Annotated in this window: 22 protein-coding genes, 1 pseudogene and 1 riboswitch; of the genes and pseudogenes, 18 read left to right on the top strand and 5 right to left on the bottom strand. The window is 71.2% G+C overall.

The window, feature by feature from the left end; all coding sequences use genetic code 11:
- From ABD437_RS22685 to ABD437_RS22735, 11 genes and pseudogenes are all read left to right on the top strand, one after another.
- The coding region (locus tag ABD437_RS22685) for a LuxR C-terminal-related transcriptional regulator (RefSeq protein ID WP_425558208.1) at positions 1-629 on the top strand (629 nt) is incomplete at its 5' end.
- Positions 630-670: 41 nt separating this feature from the next.
- Positions 671-1339, top strand: a complete 669-nt coding sequence (locus ABD437_RS22690; RefSeq protein ID WP_344650912.1) for a phosphoribosyltransferase — start codon at positions 671-673, stop codon at positions 1337-1339.
- Positions 1340-1408: 69 nt separating this feature from the next.
- Positions 1409-1535: riboswitch (cobalamin riboswitch) on the top strand.
- 96 nt (positions 1536-1631) lie between these two features.
- Positions 1632-3746: a putative cobaltochelatase gene (locus ABD437_RS22695; RefSeq protein ID WP_344651008.1), complete on the top strand. Its 2115-nt coding sequence runs from the start codon at positions 1632-1634 to the stop codon at positions 3744-3746.
- Positions 3746-4360, top strand: a complete 615-nt coding sequence (cobO, locus tag ABD437_RS22700) for a cob(I)yrinic acid a,c-diamide adenosyltransferase (RefSeq protein ID WP_344650913.1) — start codon at positions 3746-3748, stop codon at positions 4358-4360. The genes ABD437_RS22695 and cobO overlap by 1 nt, the downstream gene beginning before the upstream one ends.
- A pseudogene (locus ABD437_RS22705) lies at positions 4357-5688 on the top strand (cobyrinic acid a,c-diamide synthase CobB); the annotation flags it as partial. The gene cobO and the pseudogene ABD437_RS22705, both read left to right, overlap by 4 nt.
- A gap of 595 nt (positions 5689-6283) precedes the next feature.
- Entirely contained in the window at positions 6284-6988 is a 705-nt protein-coding gene (gene cobI / locus ABD437_RS22710) for a precorrin-2 C(20)-methyltransferase (RefSeq protein WP_344650914.1), read from the top strand.
- Positions 6985-7380: a cobalamin biosynthesis protein gene (locus ABD437_RS22715; RefSeq protein WP_344650915.1), complete on the top strand. Its 396-nt coding sequence runs from the start codon at positions 6985-6987 to the stop codon at positions 7378-7380. The genes cobI and ABD437_RS22715 overlap by 4 nt, the downstream gene beginning before the upstream one ends.
- Positions 7373-8395 carry an Rv2231c family histidinol phosphate aminotransferase CobC gene (gene cobC, locus ABD437_RS22720; RefSeq protein WP_344650916.1) on the top strand — a complete coding sequence of 341 codons (1023 nt, stop codon included), beginning with the start codon at positions 7373-7375 and terminating at the stop codon, positions 8393-8395. The genes ABD437_RS22715 and cobC overlap by 8 nt, the downstream gene beginning before the upstream one ends.
- A gap of 106 nt (positions 8396-8501) precedes the next feature.
- Positions 8502-9551, top strand: a complete 1050-nt coding sequence (cobT, locus tag ABD437_RS22725; RefSeq protein ID WP_344651009.1) for a nicotinate-nucleotide--dimethylbenzimidazole phosphoribosyltransferase — start codon at positions 8502-8504, stop codon at positions 9549-9551.
- On the top strand, positions 9548-10807 hold the full coding sequence (gene cobA, locus ABD437_RS22730) for a uroporphyrinogen-III C-methyltransferase (RefSeq protein WP_344650917.1): 1260 nt from the start codon (positions 9548-9550) through the stop codon (positions 10805-10807). The genes cobT and cobA overlap by 4 nt, the downstream gene beginning before the upstream one ends.
- 401 nt (positions 10808-11208) lie before the next feature.
- Positions 11209-11478: a hypothetical protein gene (locus ABD437_RS22735; RefSeq protein ID WP_344650918.1), complete on the top strand. Its 270-nt coding sequence runs from the start codon at positions 11209-11211 to the stop codon at positions 11476-11478.
- A gap of 117 nt (positions 11479-11595) precedes the next feature.
- On the opposite strand, the gene otsB is transcribed toward ABD437_RS22735, so the two are convergent.
- Together otsB and ABD437_RS22745 are read right to left on the bottom strand one after the other, a co-directional pair.
- On the bottom strand, positions 11596-12348 hold the full coding sequence (otsB, locus tag ABD437_RS22740; RefSeq protein WP_344650919.1) for a trehalose-phosphatase: 753 nt from the start codon (positions 12346-12348) through the stop codon (positions 11596-11598).
- Complete coding sequence (locus ABD437_RS22745; RefSeq protein ID WP_344650920.1) at positions 12345-13736, bottom strand: alpha,alpha-trehalose-phosphate synthase (UDP-forming); 1392 nt, start codon at positions 13734-13736, stop codon at positions 12345-12347. The genes otsB and ABD437_RS22745 overlap by 4 nt, the downstream gene beginning before the upstream one ends.
- 373 nt (positions 13737-14109) lie before the next feature.
- Here ABD437_RS22745 and ABD437_RS22750 point away from each other — a divergent pair, with 373 nt between their 5' ends.
- The 3 genes from ABD437_RS22750 to ABD437_RS22760 all read left to right on the top strand — a co-directional run bounded on the left by ABD437_RS22750 (position 14110) and on the right by ABD437_RS22760 (position 17692).
- On the top strand, positions 14110-15459 hold the full coding sequence (locus tag ABD437_RS22750) for an ABC transporter substrate-binding protein (protein WP_425558209.1): 1350 nt from the start codon (positions 14110-14112) through the stop codon (positions 15457-15459).
- Between the two features lie 311 nt (positions 15460-15770).
- Positions 15771-16742 (top strand): carbohydrate ABC transporter permease, encoded by a 972-nt coding sequence (locus tag ABD437_RS22755; protein ID WP_344650922.1) that lies wholly within the window; start codon positions 15771-15773, stop codon positions 16740-16742.
- A complete protein-coding gene (locus tag ABD437_RS22760; RefSeq protein ID WP_425558210.1) occupies positions 16739-17692 on the top strand; it encodes a carbohydrate ABC transporter permease in 954 nt (317 codons plus the stop codon). The genes ABD437_RS22755 and ABD437_RS22760 overlap by 4 nt, the downstream gene beginning before the upstream one ends.
- A gap of 54 nt (positions 17693-17746) precedes the next feature.
- Here ABD437_RS22760 and ABD437_RS22765 read toward each other — a convergent pair whose 3' ends face one another.
- A complete protein-coding gene (locus ABD437_RS22765) occupies positions 17747-18706 on the bottom strand; it encodes an alpha/beta fold hydrolase (RefSeq protein WP_344650923.1) in 960 nt (319 codons plus the stop codon).
- A gap of 44 nt (positions 18707-18750) precedes the next feature.
- On the opposite strand from ABD437_RS22765, the gene ABD437_RS22770 reads away from it, so the two are divergent.
- From ABD437_RS22770 to ABD437_RS22785, 4 genes are all read left to right on the top strand, one after another.
- Positions 18751-19338 carry a TetR/AcrR family transcriptional regulator gene (locus tag ABD437_RS22770; RefSeq protein WP_344650924.1) on the top strand — a complete coding sequence of 196 codons (588 nt, stop codon included), beginning with the start codon at positions 18751-18753 and terminating at the stop codon, positions 19336-19338.
- A gap of 68 nt (positions 19339-19406) precedes the next feature.
- Entirely contained in the window at positions 19407-21077 is a 1671-nt protein-coding gene (gene ettA / locus ABD437_RS22775; RefSeq protein ID WP_344650925.1) for an energy-dependent translational throttle protein EttA, read from the top strand.
- Position 21078: 1 nt separating this feature from the next.
- Positions 21079-21486, top strand: coding sequence for an acyl-CoA thioesterase (locus tag ABD437_RS22780; RefSeq protein ID WP_344650926.1), 408 nt, complete (start codon positions 21079-21081; stop codon positions 21484-21486).
- Complete coding sequence (locus ABD437_RS22785; RefSeq protein ID WP_344650927.1) at positions 21483-22064, top strand: DUF8185 domain-containing protein; 582 nt, start codon at positions 21483-21485, stop codon at positions 22062-22064. Before ABD437_RS22780 ends, ABD437_RS22785 begins: the two co-directional genes overlap by 4 nt.
- Here ABD437_RS22785 and ABD437_RS22790 read toward each other — a convergent pair.
- Positions 22048-23082: a hypothetical protein gene (locus tag ABD437_RS22790; protein ID WP_344650928.1), complete on the bottom strand. Its 1035-nt coding sequence runs from the start codon at positions 23080-23082 to the stop codon at positions 22048-22050. The genes ABD437_RS22785 and ABD437_RS22790 overlap by 17 nt on opposite strands.
- A gap of 76 nt (positions 23083-23158) precedes the next feature.
- Positions 23159-24718 (bottom strand): glycoside hydrolase family 13 protein, encoded by a 1560-nt coding sequence (locus ABD437_RS22795; protein WP_344650929.1) that lies wholly within the window; start codon positions 24716-24718, stop codon positions 23159-23161.
- Between the last annotated feature and the right edge of the window lie 6 nt (positions 24719-24724).

The raw sequence follows: 24724 nt of genomic DNA on the forward strand, positions 1-24724 counted from the left end.
GCGGGGACGTCGGGGTAAGCGGGGACGTCGGGGTAAGCGGGGACGTCGGGGTAAGCGGGGACGTCGGGGTAAGCGGGGACGTCGGGGTAAGCCGGGACGTCAGGGCAAGCGGGGACGCCCCGGCCTGCGCGGACGTCGTGATCATGGATCTGCACCTGGGCGCCGACTCCGGCGTCGAAACCACCAGGGAACTGCTCCGGCGGTGGCCCGACCTGCGCATCCTCGTCGTCACGATGCTCGAGGACGACGAGTCGGTCGTCGCGTCGGTCCGCGCCGGTGCCCGCGGGTACCTGCTGAAGGGCGCCACACCCGCCGAGGTCGAGCGGGCCGTGCGCGCGGTCGCGAACGGCGAGATCATCCTCGGCCCGCAGGTCGCGGCGCAGGCCGTGAGCTACCTGTCCGGAGCACGCACCACCGGGCCGGTGCCGTTCCCCGAACTCACCGACCGTGAGCGCGAAGTGCTCGACCTGGTGGCTCGGGGGTACGACAACACGACGATCTCCCGCCGGCTCGTGCTGAGCCCGAAAACCGTGCGTAACCACGTCGCGAACGTGCTGACGAAGCTCGGCGTGCCGAGCCGGGCCGAGGCGCTGATCCGGGCCCGGGAACGCGGGCTCGGAGGCGTGTGACCCCGGTCAGCCGGGTAACCCCCGGTTACCGGAGGTGCCAAATGTCGGACTACTTCGCTGATCGGGCGGAAGCGGGCCGCGCGCTGGCGGTCGCGGTCACCGAACATCTCAAGGACCACGAGGTGCCGCTCGTGCTGGGGCTGCCGCGCGGTGGTGTCCCGATCGCGCGCACCGTGGCCGCCGCGGTCCACGGTGAGCTGGACGTCGTCGTCGCGCGCAAGATCGGGGTGCCGTGGCACCGCGAGCTCGGCGTCGGGGCGGTCACCGTGGACGGACCGGCGCTGTTCGACCGGGGGCTGCTCGACCAGGTGGGCCTCACGCTGGAGGAGCTCGAGCCCGACGTGGAGCGGGAGCGCGCCGAGGCGGTGCGGCGCACCGAGCGTTACCGCGGCGGCCGTCCGGCGCCGGTGGTGACCGGGCGCACCGTGGTCGTGGTCGACGACGGGCTCGCGACCGGTGCCACCGCGCGGGCCGCGCTGCGGTCGCTGCGGTCGCTGCGCCCCGGCCACCTGGTGTTCGCGTCACCGGTGTGCGCGCCGCAGGCGGTGGCGATGCTCCGGTCCGAGGCCGACGCCGTGGTGTGCGTCGCCGCGCCGCCGGAGTTCCGTGCCGTCGGCTACCACTACCGGTCTTTTCCGCAGCTCACCGACGGGGAAGTGGAGGCCGAGCTGGCCGCGGCCCGGCGCGAGTCCGCGGCGCTGCGTCTCTGACGTGGTGACGCACGTCTCGCGCCTTTGACGACGGGCGCGTGGTGAGTCACAGTTACCGCGAGCGGAGGGCAGGAAGACCGGTGCGAATCCGGCGCGGTCCCGCCACTGTCACCGGGGAGCCGACCTCACTCAACGGTCACGGCCGGTAACGGCTGGAAGGCCGAGGACACGCTTCGATCCGGGAGCCAGGACACTGCGTCCGCTCCCTGCGAGCCTGCTCGCAGGTCACCGCACACGCGGGCGTGGACACCCGCGGGAAGGATCCTGGCATGCCCTCGTGCGTGATCGGCGGGTGACTCCGCCGTACCCGTTCTCCGCGGTCGTCGGGCTGGACGACCTACGTCTCGCGTTGACGCTCAACGCCGTTTCGCCGGCCATCGGCGGTGTGCTCGCCCGGGGCGAGAAGGGCACCGCGAAATCGACGGTGGTCCGGGCCCTGCACGCCCTGCTCCCACCGGTCACGGTGGTGGCCGGCTGCCGCTTCGCCTGCGACCCCGCGTCGCCGGACCCCCAGTGCCCCGACGGGCCGCACACCGACGTCGCCGCCGACACCAGGGCGGCCCGGTTGGTGGAGCTGCCGGTGGGCGCCACCGAGGACCGGCTCGTGGGTGCGCTCGACCTCGAGCGGGCGCTCACCGAGGGTGTGCGTGCCTACCAGCCCGGGCTGCTGGCGGCCGCGCACCGGGGCGTCCTCTACGTCGACGAGGTGAACCTGCTCGCCGACCACCTGGTCGACACGCTGCTCGACGCGGCCGGCATGGGCCGCGCCTACGTCGAGCGCGACGGGGTCTCGGTGCGGCACGCCGCCCGCTTCCTGCTGGTCGGCACGATGAACCCGGAGGAGGGCGAGCTCCGTCCGCAGCTGCTCGACCGGTTCGGCCTCACGGTGGAGGTCACGGCCAGCCGCGAACCGAAGGAACGCGCCGAGGTCGTGCGTCGCCGGCTGGCCTACGAGGCCGACCCGGAGGGGTTCGCGGCCCGCTGGGCCGGGAACGACGCGGAACTGGCGGCCCACATCGTCGAGGCCCGGGCCCGGCTGGCCGACGTCGTGCTGAGCGACGCCGCCCTGCGCCGGATCAGCGCGGTGTGCGCCGCGTTCGACGTGGACGGGCTCCGGGCCGACCTCGTCACCGCGCGGACGGCCGTGGCGCTGGCCGCCTGGCACGGGCGCGACCACGTCACCGACGACGACATCCGGCGCGCCGCCGAGCTGGCGCTGCCGCACCGCCGTCGCCGCAACCCGTTCGACGCGCCCGGCCTCGACCAGGACCAGCTCGACAAGGCCCTCCAGGAAGCCGCCGCCGACGACCCGGACGACGACCCGGACGACCCCGACGACCCGGGCCCCGGCCCGGACGACGACACCGGCCCCGACAACGGCGGCCCACCCGGCGGCAACGGACCCAACAGCGACGCACCCAACAGCGACGCACCCCACAGCAACGCGCCCGACGAAAACCCGGGCGGCGGCCCCGACCTGAAACCGGATCCCGCAACGAGCGCCCCACCGGCCCCCGCCGACCACGCCAAGGCCGCCGAGAACGACACCGACGACCGGCCGCGCCGGCTCGCCGCCGCCGCCGAGCAAGCCGCGGTCCGTGCCACCAACCCCTACCGCACCAAGCTGCTCACCGTGCCCGGTGTCGGACGCTCCCAGACCGACGCCACCGGTCGCCGCTCGCCGGCCGAGTCCCGGCGCGGCCGCGTGGTGCGCGCGACACGCACCGACGGCCCGGTGACCGACGTCCACCTGATCGCGACGCTGCTGGCGGCGGCGCCGCACCAGAAGGCCCGCGGACGCACCACCGGCCTCCGGCTGGAGAAGCAGGACCTGCGCGCCGCGGTCCGCCGTGGCCGGGAGAGCAACACGATCCTGTTCTGCGTCGACGCCTCCGGCTCGATGGCCGCGCGGCAGCGGATGGCCGCGGTCAAGGGCGCGGTGTTGTCGTTACTGCTCGACGCCTACCAGCGCCGCGACACCGTCGGCCTGGTCACGTTCCGGAGGGACACCGCGACGCTCGCGCTGCCGCCCACCGGCAGCGTCGAGGTGGCCGCGCGGCGCCTCGAGGAGCTCCCGACCGGCGGCCGGACCCCGCTCGCGCAGGGGCTCCTCAAGTCGGCCGAGGTGATCAAACTCGAGAAACGACGCAACCCGCACCGACGTCCCCTGCTCGTGGTGGTCACCGACGGTCGCGCCACGTACGGAAAGAACGCGATGAGCGACGCCCGCCGCGCCGCCGCCCACCTCGCCGCCGAACACATCGCGGCGGTCGTCGTCGACTGCGAGAGCGGGCCGATCCGACTCAACCTCGCCCAGGAACTGGCGCGACACCTCGGCGCCCCCGCGCTCCGCCTGGAAGAACTCAACGCCGACAACCTGGTGCACGTCGCGAGGGGAGCAGCCTGATGCCGCAGGGAAAACCGGACGTCATCCCGAACGACGGCCTCACCACCCGCCAGCGCCGCCGCCGGCCGATCCTGGCCGTCCACACCGGCCCCGGGAAGGGCAAGTCCACGGCCGCGTTCGGGCTCGCGCTGCGGGCCTGGAACGCCGGCTGGCCGATCGGCGTCTTCCAGTTCGTGAAGAGTGCCAAGTGGCGGGTGGGGGAGGAGGACGCACTCACCGCGCTCGGCGAGTACCACGCGCAGACCGGCAAGGGTGCCCCGGTGACCTGGCACAAGATGGGCGAGGGCTGGTCCTGGATCCAGCGCGCGGGCACCGAACAGGACCACGCGCGTGACGCGGCCGAGGGCTGGGAGCAGATCAAGCGTGATCTGGCCGCCGAAAGTTACGGCCTGTATGTCCTGGATGAGTTCACTTATCCCATGAAGTGGGGTTGGGTCGACGTCGATGATGTGGTGGAGACGCTGGGGAACCGCCCCGGCAGCCAACACGTCGTGATCACCGGCCGTAACGCCCATCCGTCCCTTCTCGAAGCTGCTGACCTGGTCACCGAGATGACGAAGGTCAAGCACCCGATGGACGCCGGGCAGAAGGGCCAGAAGGGAATCGAGTGGTGACCGTCGTCCCCCGCCTCGTCATCGCCGCCCCGGCGTCCGGCCACGGCAAGACCACCGTCGCGACCGGGCTCCTCGCCGCGTACCGGGCACGCGGCCTGCGGGTCAGTCCGCACAAGGTCGGCCCGGACTACATCGACCCCGGCTATCACGCGCTGGCCTCCGGTCGGCCGGGCCGCAACCTGGACCCGTACCTGGTCGGCCCGCACCTGATGGGGCCGCTGTTCGCGCACGGTGCCGCCGGTGCCGACCTCGCGGTCGTCGAGGGCGTCATGGGCCTCTACGACGGTGCGGTCGGCCACGGCGACCTCGGCTCGACCGCCCAGGTCGCGGCCGCGCTCCGTGCGCCGGTCGTGCTCGTCGTGGACTCGTCGGCGCAGGGCCGCTCGGTCGCCGCGCTGGTGCACGGGTTCCGCACCTACGAGCCGAGCGTGTGGCTCGGCGGGGTGATCCTCAACCGGGTCGGGTCCGAGCGGCACGAGAAGATCCTGCGTGACGCGTGCGAGGAGATCGGCACGCCGGTGTTCGGGGCGCTGCGTCGTCGTGACGCGATCTCGACGCCGTCGCGTCACCTGGGGCTCGTGCCGGTCGCCGAGCGCAGCAAGGAAGCCACCGAAGCGGTCGACGCGATGGGGCGGATCGTCGCCGAGAGCGTCGACCTGGACCGGCTGCTGTGGCTCGCGCGGTCGGCCCCGCCGGTGTCGGCCGACCCGTGGTCGGCGTCCGAAGCGGTCGGTGGCCGGGTGTCGGAGCGGCCGGTGATCGCGGTCGCCGCGGGAGCGGCGTTCACGTTCGGGTACGCCGAGACGGTCGAGCTGCTGGAGGCCACCGGTGCGGTCGTGGCGCGGTTCGACCCGCTGCACGACGAGTCGTTGCCGGAGGGCACGGCCGGGCTGGTCGTGGGAGGCGGTTTCCCCGAGGTCCACGCCGAGACGCTGAGCGCGAACGAGCCGTTGAAGAAGGCGGTGCGTGAGCTGGCGGCGTCCGGGGCGCCGATCGCCGCGGAGTGCGCGGGGCTGCTCTGGTTGACGAAGTCGCTGGACGGCAAGCCGATGTGCGGTGTGCTCGACGCCGAGTCGGGGATGACGCCGAACCTCACGCTCGGTTATCGCAGCGCGGTGGCGATCTCGGATTCGCCACTGCTGCCGGAAGGCACGCGGGTGCACGGGCACGTGTTCCACCGCACCCAGGTGGAGCCGCGGGCCGGTGCGCGGCCGGCCTGGCAGTGGCAGGGGCGCCCGCCGGAGGGGTTCGTGCAGGACGGGATCCACGCGTCCTACCTGCACCTGCACTGGGCCGCGCATCCGGTGATCGCGCGGCGGCTGGTCGATGCGGCGGCGCGTGTGCAGCGTCGCGCGTTGCCCGCCGTCGCTACCGGTCCGTCACCCACCCTGGTCGACGCTCCGCGAGCGCTGCCGCCCGCCGCCACCGATCCCGCCCCCACCGAGGTCGACGTACCGCCGACCGCCGCCGACCCGGCCTCGGTCGCACCGACCGCTACCGAGCCGGCCTCGGTCGCACCGACCGCTACCGAGCCGGCCGCCGACGAGGCGCCGATGGCGGTCGTGCCCGCGGACGGGTCCGGTGAGGATCGGGACGCGGCGGACTCGGCGGCCGCTCGTGCCCGTGCGGAGTCGGACGCCGAGGCGGCCCGGGCGCGCGCCGATCAGGACGCCGCGGCCGCCCGTGCCCGCGACGGCGCGGAGAACTCCGACCCGGTGGCGTCGGACGCGGAGAGCGGGACCACCGCTGACGGGGATGACACCGCAGTGGCCGACAAAAACGGCGATTCGGGAAGTTTGCCCCGCGTGTCGCGGAGCGACGGTCCGGCGTCTGCGGCGGATCGCGACGGATCATGAGTTCTCACGGCGGGTGGTCGAGCCGGGCCGGGTGGGACGGCCCCGACCACCGGCGGAGGAGCGTCGCATGAAGCTGATCGGCGTCGGTGTGGGCCCGGGCGATCCCGAGCTGGTCACCGTGAAGGCCGTGCGGGTGATGCGCGCGGCCGACCGGGTCTACGTTCCGGTGCTGTCCGCCGACGAGACCGGCTACGCCGAGATCACCGTGCGTACGCACGTGGACCACGACCGGCTCGAGCGTCTGGTGTTCGCGGCGGGCGACCCGGACGGGGCCGCCGACGCCGTCGCCCGGCACCTGCAGTCGATCGGCGCGAACGGCTCGGTGGTGTTCGCGACCATCGGCGACCCCAACGTGTACTCGGCGTTCACCCAGCTCGCGCAAGCGATCCGGGCGCGGCTTCCCGAGGTGACGGTCGAGACGGTTCCGGGGGTCACCGCGGCCCAGGACCTGGCCAGCCGCTGCCGGGTGCCGCTGGTGGAGGGCGGCGAGTCGCTCACGCTGCTGCCGCTCGGCACCGGCGTGGGTGGCCTCTCCGACGTGCTCGACCGTCCGGGCAGCGTGGTCGTCTACAAGAGCGGGCGGCACCTGATCGGCGTGAAGGAAGCGGTCCGGCGCGCGGGCCGTCTGCACGGCGCGCTGTACGGGGCGCGGCTCGGCCTGCCGGGCGAGGAGGTGCGGCCGCTGGCCTCGGCCGACGGCAGCATCGCGCCGTACCTGTCATCGGTGCTGGTCCCTGCCCGGCGGACCGGCGTTCGGAGTGGAGCACAGTGAAGCCGTTAGCGGTCTACGTGGTCGGCGTCGGGGCGCGGGCCGGGGCGTCCGCCGCGGAGGTCAGCGCGCTCGTCGACGAGGCGCTCGCCGCCGCGCGCATCCCGGCGCACGAGGTGGCGCACCTCGCGACCGTGGAGGCGAAAGGGACGGAGGCGGGGATCCGCACCGTCGCCGCCGACCGGGGCTGGCGGCTGGTGACCTGGCCGTCCGCCCGGCTCGCCCAGGTGCTGGTGCCGACGCCGTCCGCGCTGGTCGGTGAGGTGGCCGGCACGGCGAGCGTGGCCGAGGCCTCGGCGCTGCTCGACTCCACCGGTCGGCCGACCGGCACGCTCGTCGTGCCGAAGCGGACGTCGCCGACCGTGACGGTGGCGATCGCCCGGCACAGTGGTTGATCTCCGGCACCACGGCGACGCCGAGGTGCGTGGGATCGAGCTGGTCGACCTCGCGGTCAACGTGCGTCGAGGACCGATGCCGAGGTGGCTGGCGAAGCCGTTACGGGAGTCGCTCGAGGATCTCGGGGCCTACCCCGATCAGACCGGGGCGCGGGCGGCGGTGGCCGAGCGGCACGGTCGGCCACCGGCCGAGGTGCTGCTGACCGCCGGGGCCGCGGAGGCGTTCGTGCTGCTGGCGCGGGTACTGCGGCCGCGGCGCGCGGTGGTGGTGCACCCTCAGTTCACCGAGCCGGAGGCGGCGTTGCTGGCCGCGGGGCACGCGGTGTCACACGTCGTGCTCCGCGCCGCGGACGGGTTCGTGCTCGATCCGTCGCTGGTGCCCGACGACGCCGACCTGGTCGTGATCGGCAATCCCACGAATCCGACGTCGGTGCTGCATCCGGCTTCGTCGATCGCGGCGCTGGCGCGGCCGGGGCGCACGCTCGTCGTGGACGAGGCGTTCGCGGACACGGTCGTCGGGGAACCGGAGTCGCTGGCGGGCCGGCGGGATCTGCCGGGGCTGGTCGTCGTCCGGAGCCTGACCAAGACGTGGCAGCTGGCGGGGCTGCGGGTGGGGTATCTGCTGGCGTCCGCCGACGCGGTGGCCACGATGGCGGAGGCCCAGCCGCTCTGGGGTGTGTCCACGCCGGCCTTGGCGGCGGCGGTGGAGTGCAGCTCGATACGTGCCGTGGCCGCCGCGGACGAGTTCGCGGCCACCCTCGTCGGCGAACGCGAGTACCTGCTGGCGGGGCTGCGTGCGTTGCCGTGGGTGCGGGTGCACGGGATGCCCGCGTCGTCGTTCGTGTTGATCGAGACGCCGGGGGCCGCGCGGTTGCGGGAGCGGTTGCGGAAGCGGGGCTGGGCGGTGCGCCGGGGCGACACGTTCCCCGGGTTGGGGCCCGACTGGCTCCGGATCGCGGTCCGGGACCGCGCCACCACCGACCGGTTCCTGGACGCGCTCCGGGCGGCCCGTTGAGGGTTGCGCCACGCGTGCGGGCGCGTAGTGGGGAGGGCGGGCGCGGTCACGCAGCGGCGCGGTGCACGATTAAGGGAACGGCCCTGGGAGGAACCACCTGATGAGCCTGTTGAGCTCGACCGTTGCGGCGATCCGTCCCGCGGACGCCGCGGCCGCCGCGCAGGCGCGTGACCGGCAGGCGCGGATGACGAAGCCGGCCGGTTCTCTCGGCGTGCTCGAAGACCTGTCGATCCGGCTCGCCGGGCTGGCCGGTGAGTGCCCGCCGCCGCTGCCCGAACCCGCGGCGGTGGCGGTGTTCGCCGGTGACCACGGTGTTCACGCGCAAGGCGTCACGCCGTGGCCGCAGGAGGTCACCGGTCAGATGGTGGCGAACTTCCTCGCCGGCGGCGCGGTCGTCAACGCGTTCGCGGCGCAGATGGGGGCGTCGGTCACCGTCGTCGACGTGGGCGTGGCGGTTCCGCCCGCGGCCGGTGCCGGGCTGCTGGAGCGCAACGTGCGCCGGGGCACCCGGGACATGACGGTCGAGCCGGCGATGACGCGGGACGAAGCGGTCGCCGCGATCGAGGTCGGCATCACGGTGGCCCAGGAGCTGGTGGCCGCCGGGCACCGGGCGCTGCTCACCGGCGACATGGGGATCGCGAACACGACCGCTTCGGCGGCGCTGGTGGCCGCGTTCACCGGCGCCGACGCCGCGGCGGTCACCGGCGCGGGCACCGGTGTCGACGCCGAGACCCTGGCCCGCAAGACCGACGTCGTTCGTCGGGCGCTGGCTCGGCACGGTCGACTGACCGATCCGGTCGAGGTGCTGGCGGCCGTGGGCGGCCTCGAGCACGCCGCGATCGCCGGGTTCGTGCTCGGAGCCGCGGCCGAGCGGGTGCCGGTGATCCTGGACGGGGTGATCGCCGGGTCGGCCGCGCTGGCGGCCGCCGCACTGGCACCGGACTGCCTGGACGCCGTGGTCGCCGGCCACCGCTCCACCGAGCCCGGCCACGGGGTGGCCCTGGAGCACCTGGGCCTGACGCCGCTCGTCGACCTCTCGCTGCGGCTCGGCGAAGGCACCGGTGCGGTGCTCGCCCTCCCGATCGTGCAGGCGAGCGTGCGCGCCCTGCGCGACGTGGCGACGTTCGACTCGGCCGGCGTGACGGAGAAACAGTGACGTACCCGGTCGGATTGCGGCTGACCGGACGACGCGTCCTGGTCGTCGGCGGCGGCACGGTCGCGCAGCGGCGGGTGCCGGCCCTGCTCGACGCCGGTGCGCGGATCGTGCTGGTGGCGCCGGAGGTGACGCCCGCGCTCGACGCGCTGGCGGCGGCCGGGCGGCTGCGGTGGGAGCCGCGCGAGTACGCCGAGGGTGACGTCGAGGGCGCCTGGTACGTGATGGCCGCGACCGACGTGCCGGCCGTCAACGCGGCGGTCGCCGCGGCGGCCGAGGCCGCGCACACGTTCTGCGCCCGTGCCGACGACGGCTCGGACGCGTCCGCGTGGACACCGGCGGTCGGGCGGCACGGCAACCTCACGGTCGCGGTGCACGCCGACCGCGATCCCCGGCGTGCGTCCCTGCTGCGTAACGCGCTCGTCGACCGCCTCAACGACGGTTCGCTCGACGCCGCTCCGCAGCGCGGCCGTGGCCCCGTGCCGGGGGTGGCCCTGGTCGGTGCCGGCCCCGGCGACCCGGAGCTGATCACGGTCCGCGGTCGGCGTCTGCTGTCCCAGGCCGACGTCGTGGTGGCCGACCGGCTCGCCCCGCAGCTGCTGCTCGACGAGCTCCCGCCGCACGTCGAGGTGGTGGACGCGTCGAAGGTGCCGTACGGGCGGGCGATGGCGCAGGAGGCCATCAACGAGACGCTCGTGTCGCGGGCCAAGGCCGGTCGGTTCGTGGTGCGCCTCAAGGGCGGCGATCCGTTCGTGTTCGGCCGGGGCAGCGAGGAGCTCGAGGCCTGCCTCGCGGCCGGGGTGCCGGTCGAGGTGGTGCCGGGCGTGACGTCGGCGGTGGCGGTGCCGTCGTCGGCCTGGATCCCGGTCACGCACCGGGGTGTCGCGCACGAGCTGGTCGTGGTGTCCGGGCACGTCGCACCGGAGGACCCGCGCTCGCTGGTCGACTGGTCCGCGCTGGCCCGGCTCAAGGGCACGCTGGTGATCCTGATGGGCGTCGAGCGGTTGCCGGCGATCACCGCCGCGCTGATCGCGCACGGCCGGGCCGCGGACACCCCGGCCGCGGTGATCCAGGAGGGCACGACCGGGTCGCAGCGTCAGGTGCTGGCCACGCTCGGCACGGTCGCGTCGGACGCGCTCGCGGCCGGCCTGTCGCACCCGGCCATCTGCGTGGTCGGTGAGGTCGTGACGATCGGGGAGCGCCTCACCGCGCTGGCTGCCGCCCTCCCGGTCGGCGGCGCGAGGTTCGGTAACCCTTAGTAAGGCGAGATGCTCGCATATGGCCGGTCGAGCGACGAGATCGGAAGTGGTCGGCGTCCGCTCACGCGATGGCTTCGAACCGCGATACGCCCCATTTTTGGAGCCGATCAAGCGGCGTGAGGGCAAGAGCGTTTTGCGTTGCTTTGTCCCTTTCGGGAAGGCATACTCCTAGGGGCACGAACCCGGGGCCGCGCCGCCGTCCAGTGTGGTGGTGACCACCGGTGTGTAGCGCTCGGACAGCACGGAATCCCTGGTCGGACGGCGGTCTTCGCCGTGTTCACGGCCGTTCCCGTGCTGCTGCCGACATTCGCCATCCAGTCGAAAGGAGCTCTTTCGCCTTGTCTTCCAAGTTCATGCGCGGGCTCGTCCTCGCGGGCGTAGCGACCGCAAGCCTGGCCAGCGTGGCTGCCCCCGCGTCGGCCGCGACGCAGAGCACCGCTCCGGCCGCCAAGAAGGCCGCCATCGTCATCATCTGTGACGGGTTCGCGCCCGTCTACGGATGCCAGTACCCGGACTACCTGGACTACCCCTGGGCCGGGGACTACTACCGCGGTGGCGATTACTACTACTACGGCCGTCCCGGCTTCTACTGGGGCCGTGGCGACAACTGGGGTTGGGGTGGCCGTCACCACCGCCACTGGCGTGGCCACCACCACCGCCGGTGGCGTTGAGAGGCTGACCGCCTCACGCACGAAAGCTTGACGCTGTCGTCGGGAGACTAGGCCGGGCCGCCACCCGGGCTCTCCCGACCACGGCATGAGGCCGCCCGGTTCGTCCGGGCGGCCGACCTATGTCCCGACGTGCAGGCGCCGCTCCTCGGAGAGCAGCGCGAACATCGCGACGGCCGCCTCCGGATCGTCCACTCGGTACTCCGCGGCCGTCTCGCCCGGACCGACCTTGACGCCGACGTCACCCGGGCGGAGCACCGCGAACGCCTTCTCGTCGGTGACGTCGTCGCCGGCGAACAACACCGCGTCGGCGCCCGTGCGCTCGCGCAGGACGTCCAGCGCGGTGCCCTTGCTCGTCTCGACGACGGCCAGTTCGAGCACTTTCTTGCCGGCCGTGGAGTGCACCCCGGGGTGGCTGCCCGGCCCGGCCGCCACCGCCGCCAGGAGCTTCTCCCCGGCGTCCTCGTCGGCGTTCCGGACGTGTACCGCGACGCTGGCGATCTTCTCCTCGAGCGCCGCGCCCGGCACCGCCCCGACCAGCGGCCCCAGCTCGGCGAGCAGCCGCGCGCGCAGCTCGGCGGCCTCGGCCGGGATCGCGAACCCGTCGTCGAACTCGACGCCGTGGGTGCCGACCAGCAGCGCCTCGCCGCCCAGCCCGGAGAGCCGGGCCAGGTCGACCAGCGCGCGCCCGGAGAGCAGCGCCACCGACGTGCGCGGGAGCGTTCCCAGCTCCTGCAGCGCGTCGATGCCCGCGGGCAGCGGGAACGCCTTCGCCGGGTCGTTGACGATCGGCGCGAGCACACCGTCGTAGTCGGTGGCGACCAGCAGGGTCCCGACGCCGGACAGGCGCGCGATCGCGTTACGCAGGGTCATGCCTCGATGCCCATCGCCTCGAGGAAGTCGGCCGCCCAGCGCGACACGTCGTGCTCGGCCACCTGCCTGCGCATCCGGCGCATCCGGCGCCGGGCGTCGGCCGGATCGGCGTTGATGGCCTGCAGCACCCGCTCCTTGACGCCGTCGATGTCGTGCGGGTTGACCAGGTAGGCCTGCTTGAGCTCCGCGGCCGCGCCGGTGAACTCGCTGAGCACCATCGTGCCGCCGTGGTCCACCCGCGACGCGACGTACTCCTTGGCGACCAGGTTCATGCCGTCGCGCAGGGGGGTGACGAGCATGACGTCGGCCGCGCGGTAGAACGCGGTGAGCTCCTCGCGGCTGAACGACTGGTGCAGGTAGTGCACCGCGGGGGCGCCGACGTTGCCGTAGTCGCCGTTGATGCGGCCGACCTGGAGTTCGATCTCGTCGCGCAGCACCTTGTAGTGCTCGACCCGCTCCCGGCTGGGCGTCGCGATCTGGATCAGGGCGACGTCGGGCACGCTCACGGACCCGTCTTGGAGAAGCTCCGAGAACGTTTTGAGCCGGATGGCGATGCCCTTGGTGTAGTCGAGCCGGTCGACGCCGAGCAGAATCGTCTTCGGGTGGCCGAGCTCGTCCCGGATCTCGGCCGCGCGCTTGGCGATGTGCTCCTCGCGCGCGATCGCGTCGATGCTGGCGAAGTCGATCGAGATCGGGAACGACCGCGCGCGGACCGTGCGGCCCTCGAAGTCGACCTCGCTGCCGCGTGGTTTGAGGTCGATCAGCCGCCGGGCCAGGCGCAGGAAGTTGGCCGCGCCGCCGGGCAGCTGGAACCCGATCAGGTCGGCGCCGAGCAGCCCGCGGATCACCTGCGTGCGCCACGGCAGCTGCATGAACAGCTCCTGCGGCGGAAACGGGATGTGCAGGAAGAACCCGATGCGCAGATCCGGCCGCCGTTCGCGGAGCATCTGCGGCACCAGCTGGAGCTGGTAGTCCTGCACCCACACCACCGCGTTGTCCGGCGCGGCCTCGGCGGCCGCGTCGGCGAACCGGCGGTTCACCGTGACGTAATCGTCCCACCAGCTTCGGTGGTACTCCGGCTCGGCGATGACGTCGTGGTAGAGCGGCCAGAGCGTGGCGTTCGAGAAGCCCTCGTAGTACGAGTCGACCTCGCGGCGCGACAGCGGCACCGGATGGATCTGGATGCCGTCGGCCTCGAACGGCTCGGGCGCGTCGCCGGCATCGCCGGACCAGCCGACCCAGACGCCCTGCCGTTTACGCATCACCGGCTCGAGGGCCGTGACCAGGCCCCCCGGGCTGGGACGCCAATGGACGGAACCGTCGGCTCTCACCTCGCGATCGACTGGCAATCGGTTGGCGACGACGACGATCGAAGTGCGGTCCGACACGGGCGGAACCCCCTCGGGTTGTCCGTACGGCCGTCATCCTATCGGGCGTTCGCCGAGGCTAGACCACCGACTTGGGCTATCCGGACCGTTCGGGTCTGGTCGATCACCGGCTGTGCCCCGTGGAGTGGCCCGTCATTCACGACCTGGTCAGCTCTATCGATTCAGTTCAGCAGCGTCGGAACCTCGGTTTACCAGGGGCGGAGTTAGCCGCTTCCGGATCGTTACCTGTTTGAAAGCCAGAGATGTTGCGCTGGAGTTAAGAAAGCGCTTTCATCGCTCTACCGCCCGGGGGATCGAGGCGTAGCTCACACGGTGACCGGTGGAGCGGTCATTGTGCGACACGCATCCCTCGTTGAGAAGGAGGTTACAAACGATGGTGTTTGGTGTGCCGCGTCGACGAGCCGTCAGAGGGGCCGTGGCAGCGGTGGGGACGGTGCTTCTCCTCGCGAGCTGCAGCACCAGCGGCTCCGGGGCGGACAAGGACTCCGCCGAGTGTGAGCCCTACAAGAAGTGGGCCGTCGAGGAAGACGCCACGGTGACGGCGTACTCGTCGATCCGTGACGTCGAAGCCGACCGTCTCGAGGAATCCTGGAAGCAGTTCGAGGACTGCACGGGCATCACCATCGAGCACGAGGGCTCCGGTGAGTTCGAGGCCCAGCTCAACGTCCGCGTGGACGGTGGCAACGCTCCTGACCTCGCGTTCTTCCCGCAGCCGGGCCTGCTGGCCTCGCTGGCCAAGGAGGGCAAGGTCAAGCCGGCCCCGGCCGCCGTCAAGACCAGCGCCGAGGCGAACTTCTCGCCGGACTGGATCAAGTACGGCACGGTCGACGGCAAGTTCTACGCCGCGCCGCTCGGTGCGAACGTGAAGTCGTTCGTCTGGTACTCGCCGAAGACGTTCAAGGAGAAGGGCTACCAGGTCCCCACCACGTGGGCCGAGCTGATCTCCCTCTCCGACAAGATCGCCAACACCGGCGAGAAGCCGTGGTGCGCGGGCGTCGAGTCCGGTGACGCCACCGGCTGGCCGGCCACCGACTGGCTGGAGGACGTCCTCCTGCGCACCGGCACGCCGGAGGAGTACGACGCGTGGGTCAACCACACCACGCCGTTCAACTCCGCGCCGATCGTGTCGGGCCTCGACGAGGTCGGCAAGATCCTGAAGAACCCGAAGTACGTCAACGGCGGTTACGGCGACGTCAAGAGCATCGTGACCACGTCGTTCCAGGAGGGTGGCCTGCCCATCCTCGAGAACAAGTGCACGCTGCACCGTCAGGCGTCCTTCTACGGCAACCAGTGGCCGGAAGGCACCACGGTCGCCGCTGACGGCGACGTGTTCGCGTTCTACCTGCCCCCGATCGACCCCGCCAAGGGTAAGCCGGTGCTCGGTGCCGGTGAGTTCGTCGGTGCGTTCGCCGACCGTCCCGAGGTCCAGGCCGTGCAGGAGTACCTCTCGACGCCGGAGTGGGCCAACAGCCGGGCCAAGATCGGTGAGGGTGGCTGGATCAGCGCCAACAAGGGCCTGGACGCCAACAACCTGAAGAGCCCGATCGACAAGCTGTCGGTCGAGATCCTGCAGGACCCGAAGTCGGTCTTCCGCTTCGACGGTTCGGACCAGATGCCCGGTTCGGTGGGCGCCGGTTCGTTCTGGAAGGCCATGGTCGCCTGGCTGAACGGCGAGGCCACCAAGCCGGCGCTCGACTCGGTCGAGAAGAGCTGGCCGAAGTAATCCCACGGGGTCGGCTCTCGCCGACCGGCCCGGGCGGTGCGACCGCACCGCCCGGGCACCCGCCTGCCCTCCGTTCGGGGGCCGCGCGTTACAACTTTGCTGGCACGAGTTTCCGCTGATGCCCGGCCTGGGGCCGGGTGTGGGCGCAAGATGGTGAAGCTCGCGTGACGGCCGTGACGCCCCGCGAAACGAGAAGGCAGCATTCCACTGGCGTCATGACCCGGAACACGGGCGTGCGCTGACGAAACCTGTGCGGGTCGGAATGCCCGGGGGTGACCCCCCGGGCATTCCGGCATCGGAAGGAGTGGGCCGTGGACTTTGTCGACTGGGGCCCGAAACTGTTCAACGCTCTGCTGGCCGTCGCCGTGTTCGGCGCGGTCGTGGGGCTGCTTCTGCTCGTGGTCGATCGCGCCCCCAAACGCGGCCACGACAGGTACCAGCTGGCGGTGTTCCTGCTGCCCGCGGTCGTGCTGCTGGCGGTCGGGCTGCTGATCCCGGCCATCCGGACGACGATCCTGTCGTTCACCAACGCCGCCGGTGACTTCGTCGGGCTGGACAACTACAAGTGGTTGTTCACCGAGGACGAGGCACTGATCACGATCCGGAACACGATCATCTGGACCGTGCTGACGCCGATCCTGGCGACCGGCATCGGCCTGATCTACGCGATCGTGATCGACAAGGCACGCACCGAGGCGATCTCCAAGACGCTGGTGTTCATGCCGATGGCGATCTCGTTCGTCGGCGCCGGCATCATCTGGAAGTTCATGTACGCCTACCGGGGCGGCGGCAACGAGCAGATCGGCCTGATCAACCAGTTCATCGTCTGGTTCGGCGGTGAACCCAAGCAGCTGCTGCTCGACCCGCCGCTGAACACGTTCCTGCTCCTCATCGTCATGGTGTGGATCCAGGCCGGTTTCGCGATGGTCGTGCTCTCGGCGGCGATCAAGGGCATCCCGGCCGACATCGTCGAGGCGGCACGCATCGACGGCGTCAACCCCTGGAGCATGTTCTGGCAGGTCACGCTGCCGTCGATCCGTGGCGCGGTGATCGTCGTGCTGTCCACGATCACGATCGCGGTGCTGAAGGTCTTCGACATCGTCCGGACGATGACCGGCGGTAACTTCGACACCAGCGTCATCGCGAACGAGATGTACACGCAGGCGTTCCGGTTCCGTGAGCCCGGCCGCGGTGCCGCGCTCGCGCTCCTGCTGTTCGTCCTGGTGATCCCGCTGGTGCTCTACCAGATCCGGGTTCTTCGTCAGCGGGAGGAGACCCGATGAGCAGCACGGTCGCGGCCACCGCCACCCAGACACCGCCGGTAGCGGTCACCGAACCGATGGCCAACCGGGTGAAGAAGCGGCTGACCTCGCGAACGGCGTCGATCATCTCGCTGCTGATCGCGGTGATCTGGACGATCCCGACGTTCGGGCTCCTGCTCTCGTCGTTCCGGCCGGAGCGCGAGATCAAGACGACCGGCTGGTGGACGGCGTTCACCAACCCGTCGTTCACGCTGGAGAACTACGAGACGGTTCTGTTCGGAACCTCCTCGACGCAGCTGGCCAGCTACTTCATCAACTCGATCGTGATCGCCGTCCCGGCGACGATCTTCACGCTGACGCTCGCGGCGATGGCCGCGTACGCGCTGGCCTGGATCGATTTCAAGGGCCGCAGCTGGGTGTTCATCGGCATCTTCGCGCTGCAGATCGTTCCGCTGCAGATGGCGCTGATCCCGCTGCTGCAGCTGTTCTCCAACGGTGCGCACATCGGCAGCATCACGATCGTCCCGGACTTCAACCTCACCGGCACGTTCGTGACGGTCTGGATCGCGCACGCCGCGTTCGGTCTGCCGCTCGGCACGTTCCTGCTGCACAACTTCATCTCCGAAATCCCTCGGGAGATGGTGGAGGCAGCTCGGGTCGACGGTGCCGGGCACGGCGCGATCTTCCGGAAGCTGATGCTTCCGCTGATCACGCCGGCGCTGGCCTCGTTCGGCATCTTCGAGTTCCTGTGGGTGTGGAACGACCTGCTGGTCGCGCTCACGTTCACCGGCGGCACGAAGGACGTCGCACCGCTGACCGTCCGGCTGGCCGAGATGGCCGGCTCGCGCGGCGACCGGTGGGAACGATTGACCGCGGGCGCGTTCGTCTCGCTGATCGTCCCGCTGATCGTGTTCCTGTCCCTGCAGAAGTACTTCGTGCGAGGACTTCTGGCGGGTGGCCTCAAGGGCTAGCTCCGCCTGCTGACGCGAAGCGCCGGGCCCAACCCCTTCGGGCCCGGCGTTTCGTCAGGTCAGGAGGCGGTCGACGTCCGCCGCGACGCGGTCGGGGTATTCGGCGGGAACGGCGTGCGAGGCGTCGTCGTAGCTCTTCACGGTGCCGTGGCGCAGCACGCGGCGGGCGTTCTCCGCGCCGGCCTTCGGGTCGTGCATCCGGGACTCGCCGCCGAAGACCACCAGCGTCGGCATCCGCAGCGAACGCAGTTGCTCGTCGGTCGGGCGGGTCGGCGCGGACAGCTTGATCACGTAGGACTGCAGACCTTCCTCGATCATCCGGGCAACCGGCTCGTCCTCGACCGGGGCGTCGTTGGCCGTCCAGCTCGCGAAGGAGTCGCGCCAGGACTTCGGGAACCACTTCACGCTCGCCGGCAGCGAGCGGATCACCGCCTGGCCGGAGAGATCACCGAAGACCACGACCGGATCGAACAACGCGACGCTCGCGATCTTGGCCGGCTCGCGGACCGCGAGGTTCGCCGCGGTCCAGCCGCCGATCGACCAGCCGAGCAGGTGCACGCGCGGCTCGGGGAGCGCCAGCAGCGCTTCGTGCAGCCAGCGGGCGTGGTCGGCCGGGGTGGTGATCGGCCGCTGCTGGACGCTGTAGCCGGGTTCGCCGAGCAGGTCGATCGTGTAGACGCTGCGCCGTTTCAACAGCGACGGCAGGTTGTCGGCCCAGAGCGGTGAGGCGGACGCGCGACCGGGGAGCAGGACCAGCGGTTCGGCGCCCGGGTCGGCCCCGGCGAAGCGGTACAGCCGGACGACTCCGTAGGTGGTGCGGACGTCGAGGGTCCGGTCCGGGGTGGGCATCTCGTCCATCGCGTCGTCGTAGGCGGCGAGGAACCGGTTCTGGGCGTCGCCGGACGTGAAGTAGCCGATCGGGGACGGGTCTTTCAGCGCGTAGGCGGTGCCGAGCACCAGCGCGATCACGGTGCCGAACGCGCCGAGCAACAGCCGCTTGCGTCGTTCTACCATGCGGTCAGTTTACTAACCACGCGGTAGAACGCTAGGTTCGGAGCGTGGAATCCGGGAAACCCCTGACGTTCGTGGAGCAGGCGCGGCGTGCGCAGATCGTCGGGGTGACGATCGACGTCGTCGCCGAACACGGGTTCGCGAAGGCTTCGTTGCAGCGCATCGCCGACGCGGCCGGCCTCACCAAGGCCGCGGTGCTCTACCACTTCCCGTCCAAGGACGCGATCGTGCGTGCCGCGTACGGGCAGGTGATCGAGGGGCTGACGAGCCACGTCGGCCGGGCGGTGGCCGCGCGTTCCGGGGCGGCGGCGCTGGAGGCGTACGTCCGGTCGCTGATCGAGCACCTGCGTGCGAACCCCACCCACGTCCGGATGATCGTCGAGGCCATCGTGGAGGACACCGGCGTCGAGGACGTCCCGCGCGCGTCCAGCCGTCGTGACGCCGTCGCGGGTCTGGTGCGGGGAGCCGTCGCGGCCGGCGACTACCGCGCGGACGTCGACCCGGTCGTCACCGCGGTGCTGATCGACGGCGCGGTCGACGCGATAGTGGGCGAGTTCCTCGCCGACCCGGCGTTCGACACCGGCGCGGCCGCCGCCGAGCTGATCGATCTGCTCCGTCGCGGGTACGGGCGTTGATTTCGCGTGAACTTGCAGACCTGGGAGGATGGAAGGAAGTACGCGATCTGCGGAGGAACGACCCCCTGATGGCCCAGTACATCTACACGATGCGCAAGGTGCGCAAGGCGCACGGCGACAAAGTGATTCTCGACGACGTCACGCTGTCGTTCCTGCCCGGCGCGAAGATCGGCGTCGTCGGTCCCAACGGCGCCGGCAAGTCCACGGTTCTGAAGATCATGGCCGGGATGGAGAACGCCTCCAACGGCGACGCTCTCCTCGCCCCCGACGCCACCGTCGGCATCCTGCTCCAGGAGCCGCCGCTCAACGAGGACCTCAACGTCCGCGAGAACGTCGAAGAAGGTGTCGCGGAGATCCGCAACATCCTCAAGCGGTACGACGCGGTCAACGAGGCGATGGGCGAGCCCGACGCCGACTTCGACAAGCTCCTGGCCGAGCAGGCCGAGCTGATGGACAAGATCGAGGCCGCCAACGCCTGGGAGCTCGACAGCCAGATCGAGCAGGCGATGGACGCGCTGCGCTGCCCGCCGGGCGACGCGGACGTCCGCGTGCTCTCCGGTGGTGAGCGGCGTCGCGTCGCCCTGTGCAAGTTGCTGTTGCAGGCGCCCGACCTGCTGCTGCTCGACGAGCCCACGAACCACCTGGACGCGGAGAGCGTGCTCTGGCTCGAGCAGCACCTCTCCAAGTACGCCGGCGCCGTCCTCGCCGTCACGCACGACCGGTACTTCCTGGACAACGTCGCCGAGTGGATCCTCGAGATCGACCGCGGCCGCACCTATCCGTACGAAGGCAACTACTCCACGTACCTGGAGAAGAAGGCCGAGCGGATGAAGGTCGAGGGTCAGAAGGACGCCAAGCGCGCCAAGCGGCTCAAGGAAGAGCTCGAGTGGGTGCGCTCGAACGCGAAGGCGCGTCAGGCCAAGAGCAAGTCGCGTCTGGCCCGGTACGAGGAGATGGCCGCCGAGGCCGACCGGCACCGCAAGCTCGACTTCGAGGAGATCCAGATCCCGCCGGGCCCGCGTCTGGGCAACGTGGTGATCGAGGTCGACAACCTCACCAAGGGCTTCGGCGACCGGGTCCTGATCGACAACCTGAGCTTCACGCTGCCGCGCAACGGCATCGTCGGCATCATCGGCCCGAACGGCGCCGGTAAGACGACGCTGTTCCGCACGCTGATGGGCGAGGAGAAGCCCGACAGCGGCGCGGTGAAGATCGGCGAGACCGTGCAGATCTCCTACGTCGACCAGGGTCGTGGCGGTATCGATCCGAAGAAGACGCTGTGGGAGGTCGTGTCCGACGGGCTCGACTACATCCAGGTCGGCAAGGTCGAGATGCCCTCGCGCGCGTACGTCAGCGCGTTCGGGTTCAAGGGCCCCGACCAGCAGAAGCCGGCGGGCGTGCTCTCCGGTGGTGAGCGCAACCGGCTGAACCTGGCGTTGACGCTCAAGCAGGGCGGCAACCTGCTGCTCCTGGACGAGCCGACGAACGACCTCGACGTCGAGACGCTGTCGTCGCTGGAGAACGCGCTGCTGGAGTTCCCGGGCTGCGCCGTGGTCATCACCCACGACCGGTGGTTCCTGGACCGCGTCGCGACGCACATCCTCGCCTACGAGGGTGACTCGCAGTGGTACTGGTTCGAGGGCAACTTCGAGTCGTACGAGAAGAACAAGGTCGACCGGCTCGGCGCCGAGGCGGCTCGTCCGCACCGCGTGACCTACCGGAAGCTGACCCGCGACTGAGATGCCGCGTCACACGGAATGGTGTCAGGTCCGCTGGTCGGACATGGATGCCTTCGGGCACGTCAACAACGCCCGGTTCCTGACGCTGTTCGAAGAGGCCCGGACGGCGCTGATCCTCGACGGGGGAGAGGCGCTGTCCGGGATGCTCGACGGCTGCGTGGTCATCCGGCACGAGATCGACTACAAGCGGCCGGTGACGTACGGGCGTGGCCCGATCCGGGTCGACTGCTGGGTCACCGAGGTGCGTGCGGCCAGCTACGGCGTCGGTTACGAGCTGTTCAACCACGCGAAGGAGACGGCGGCACGCGGGCTCACCCGGCTGGTTCCGGTCTCGCTGCCGTCCGGGCGTCCGCGTCGGCTGTCGCCCGAGGAACGCGAGTTCCTCGAAGCGTGGCGGGAGGAATCGTGACCGTTCCGGTCGCTCAGCGGCGTGACCTCGACGTGTTCCTGGGGCGCGTGCTGCGTCTGGACGCCGGTGCGCTGGTGCGTCTGCGGCCGTCCGGCCCGGATCACCTGACGCTGTGGGCGGCGCTGCCGTTCGACGTGCTGGTGTCGCGAACGGTGCCGGGAACGCGGCTGGACGACGTCACGGTGAGCGCCGCCGAGCTGTTGGAGTCCGAGTCCCCGCGTCGGCGCGACTCGGAATGGCGGGGGTCGCTCCCGCCCGACCGCGGCTGGCGCGTGCTTGACACCGTGCCGTCGGAGGTCGTGCGCGATCTGATCACCGCCGGCCAGAACGCGTTCCGTGCCGCCGGCACCCAGGCCGCCGGTGAGTCGCTGCTGGACCACGAGACGTTGCGTGTCAGTGCGCCGGGGTCACCGGAGATCGCGGTGACGTTTCGCCTGCTGCTGGCGCTGGCCCGGATGGCGTTCCTCGGCGACGGTCCGGTGGGGGTGGCGTCGTGCGGCCCGTGGGTGCGGCTGTCCGCCGACCACGGCAACGTCCACCACCGCACCGCGTCGCTCGGCGTCAAGCTCCTGCGTTAGTGCAGTCCAACTTGACGTGGACCGGTTTGCCGTCGCGCGGGAAGGTCAGGGCACCGGCGTCGTTCGGCCGGACCGTCAGCCGGAACTTCGTGATCTCGCAGGTCTGCGAGAACGTGACCGGCTCGTCGTAGCGGTCGAGGCCGGTCGCGTCGAGTCGCAGCACGCCGGGCGTGACGACGTGGGTCTCGAGCGGCCCGTACGCGTCCCCCTCCCGAAGTGAACCCCGCACGCCGACCACCGGACGGCGGACCACCCGCCACCGTTGCGCCGTCACGTCTTCCAGCTCGACCGTGTCCGTTCCGGTGTCGTAATCGCTCTGGTACTCGAGCGCCATGGTGCATTTCGCGGTGCGCAGGGCGACGCAGTCGTCCACCACCGTGTCGGCGGCGGTCTGGGCGATCCGGTTGCCGGCCGCGGTGGCGGCGAATTCGGGGGAGTACCGGTACCGGTCCCAGCGGGGCGCCACGACCAGCTGGGGCTGCTTCGGCGCCAGGGCCTCGAACGAGAGGTCCGCGTAGGGCCGGTAAACGCCGGGGAACATCCAGAACCCCGGGGATCCGTCGTCCGGCAGCGGCGCCCGTACCGTGCCGACCTGCACGAACGAATACACGATCGGCGTGAATTGGACGTAGACGAGCGGATTCTCTATTCGCCAGCTCCAGCCGTCCTCGGCCAGGTGGAACTGGCCGGGGCGGTCGCCGCTCAGGCGGTAGTCGACGGAGTAGACGTCCTCGTTCTCGAAGTCGGGGATACCGCCCTCGACCAGGTCCGGTGCTTCGACCTCGTCGACCGTCCAGCCGCCGTCCATCGCCTCCGGGCGGAGGAACGGGCTGGACGGGACGTCCTCGGCGCGGGAGATCTCCAGTGCCTCGGCGGTCCGGCCGGCCGACAACGCCTCGAGGTAGTCGCGCACGACCTCGTCGGGCTCGTCCCGGCTGACCCAGGCGACGAACCACACGAGCACGAACAGCGCCGCCATCGAGGCGGCCAGCACCCGCGTCGTGCGGTCCGTTTTCACGAGGCCACACGGTAACCGCGCGTGTCCACTCAGGCCGGTGCGCGGCCCGCGCCGGGTGGGCGCGGGCCGCGATCGGTCAGACGAGCCAGGCGGCGGCGTCGCCGGGGAGCTTGCCGTCGACGAGCGGAACGCTGGTCAGCAGCACCTCCTGATGCGCGGGCAGCTCCACCGGGTGGTTGGTGAAGTTCACCAGGCAGGTGAGGCCGCCGTCGCGCCGGAACGCGAGGCACCCCTCCGGTGCGTCCAGCCAGGTCATGTCGCCGGAGAACTCGTCGCGCGCCTTGCGGAGCGCGATCGCGTCCTTGTAGAGCGTGTGCGTGGAGCCTTCCACGCCCACCTGGGACTCCACGGCCAGCGGCGACCAGCCCGCCGGCTGCGGCAGCCAGGTGTCGACCGGCTCGGGCGAGAACCCGTACGGCGGCTCGCCGGGCGTCCAGGGCATCGGGATCCGGCACGCGTCGCGGCCGCGCACCGAGTGTCCGGACCGCTCCCAGGTCGGGTCCTGCAGCACCTCGTCGGGAAGCTCGACGTTGGGCAGGCCCACCTCGTCGCCGTAGTAGACGTAGACGACGCCGGGCAGCGCGAACGTCAGCATCGACGCGGCGCGGGCCCGACGGTCACCGACCAGGCCCTCGCCGAAGCGCGAGACGTGACGCACGATGTCGTGGTTCGACCACACCCAGCACGGCGGCGCGGGGGTGCCCGACACGGTGTCGAGCGAGTCGTCGATGGCCTTGCGCAGCTCGTCGGCGCGCCACCGGGCCTGCACGATCACGAAGTTGAACGCGAGGTGCAGCTCGTCGGCGCGCAGGTACAGCTTGAGCCGCTCGACGTCCTGCACCCAGATCTCGCCGACCGCCATCGAGTCCGGGTACTCGTCGAGCACCTTGCGGATCCGGCGGTGGATCTCGTGGACGCCGTCGTAGTCGAAGCGCGGGTGACCGTCGCCGACCAGCGTCTCCTTCTCGGCCTCCATGTCGGGCAGGCCGGGCGGTTTCGCCAGGCCGTGCGCGACGTCGATCCGGAACCCGTCGGCCCCGCGGTCGAGCCAGAACCGGAGCGTCTTCTCCAGGTCGGCCATGACCTCCGGGTTGTCCCAGTTGAGGTCGGGCTGCTCGGGCGCGAACAGGTGCAGGTACCACTGCCCGGGCGTGCCGTCGGGCTCGGTGACGCGGTGCCAGGCCGGGCCGCCGAAGACCGACGTCCAGTTGTTCGGCGCCTCGCTGCCGTCGGGCCCGCGGCCGTCGCGGAAGATGTAGCGCTCCCGCTGCGGGCTGCCCGGCGCCGCCTTCAGCGCCTCCTGGAACCAGACGTGCTGGTCGGAGCTGTGGTTGGGGACCAGGTCGACGGTGACCTTGATGCCGAGCCGATGGGCCTCGGCGACCATGTCGTCGAAGTCCGCGAGCGTGCCGAAGACCGGGTCGACGTCACGCGGGTCGGCGACGTCGTAGCCGTGGTCGGCCATCGGGGAGCGATAGAACGGGTTCAGCCAGAGCGCGTCGACGCCGAGGTCGGCGAGGTAGGGCAGACGGGACTTCAGCCCCGCCAGGTCACCCACTCCGTCGCCGTTCGAGTCGGCGAAACTACGCACGTAGACCTGGTAGAACACGGCATCGCGCCACCACGTGCCAGCCAAGATGTA

It is taken from the genome of Cryptosporangium japonicum, from assembly GCF_039524755.1.
GTDB lineage: Bacteria > Actinomycetota > Actinomycetes > Mycobacteriales > Cryptosporangiaceae > Cryptosporangium > Cryptosporangium japonicum.

Excerpts from the sequence above, each read along its gene's own strand:
- ABD437_RS22750 (WP_425558209.1), top strand. The coding sequence starts at position 14,110 with ATGGTGTTTGGTGTGCCGCGTCGACGAGCCGTCAGAGGGGCCGTGGCA.
- ettA (WP_344650925.1), top strand. The coding sequence starts at position 19,407 with ATGGCCCAGTACATCTACACGATGCGCAAGGTGCGCAAGGCGCACGGC.
- cobO (WP_344650913.1), top strand. The coding sequence starts at position 3,746 with ATGCCGCAGGGAAAACCGGACGTCATCCCGAACGACGGCCTCACCACC.
- otsB (WP_344650919.1), bottom strand. The coding sequence starts at position 12,348 with ATGACCCTGCGTAACGCGATCGCGCGCCTGTCCGGCGTCGGGACCCTG.
- ABD437_RS22765 (WP_344650923.1), bottom strand. The coding sequence starts at position 18,706 with ATGGTAGAACGACGCAAGCGGCTGTTGCTCGGCGCGTTCGGCACCGTG.
- ABD437_RS22760 (WP_425558210.1), top strand. The coding sequence starts at position 16,739 with ATGAGCAGCACGGTCGCGGCCACCGCCACCCAGACACCGCCGGTAGCG.
- cobI (WP_344650914.1), top strand. The coding sequence starts at position 6,284 with ATGAAGCTGATCGGCGTCGGTGTGGGCCCGGGCGATCCCGAGCTGGTC.
- ABD437_RS22690 (WP_344650912.1), top strand. The coding sequence starts at position 671 with ATGTCGGACTACTTCGCTGATCGGGCGGAAGCGGGCCGCGCGCTGGCG.
- ABD437_RS22780 (WP_344650926.1), top strand. The coding sequence starts at position 21,079 with ATGCCGCGTCACACGGAATGGTGTCAGGTCCGCTGGTCGGACATGGAT.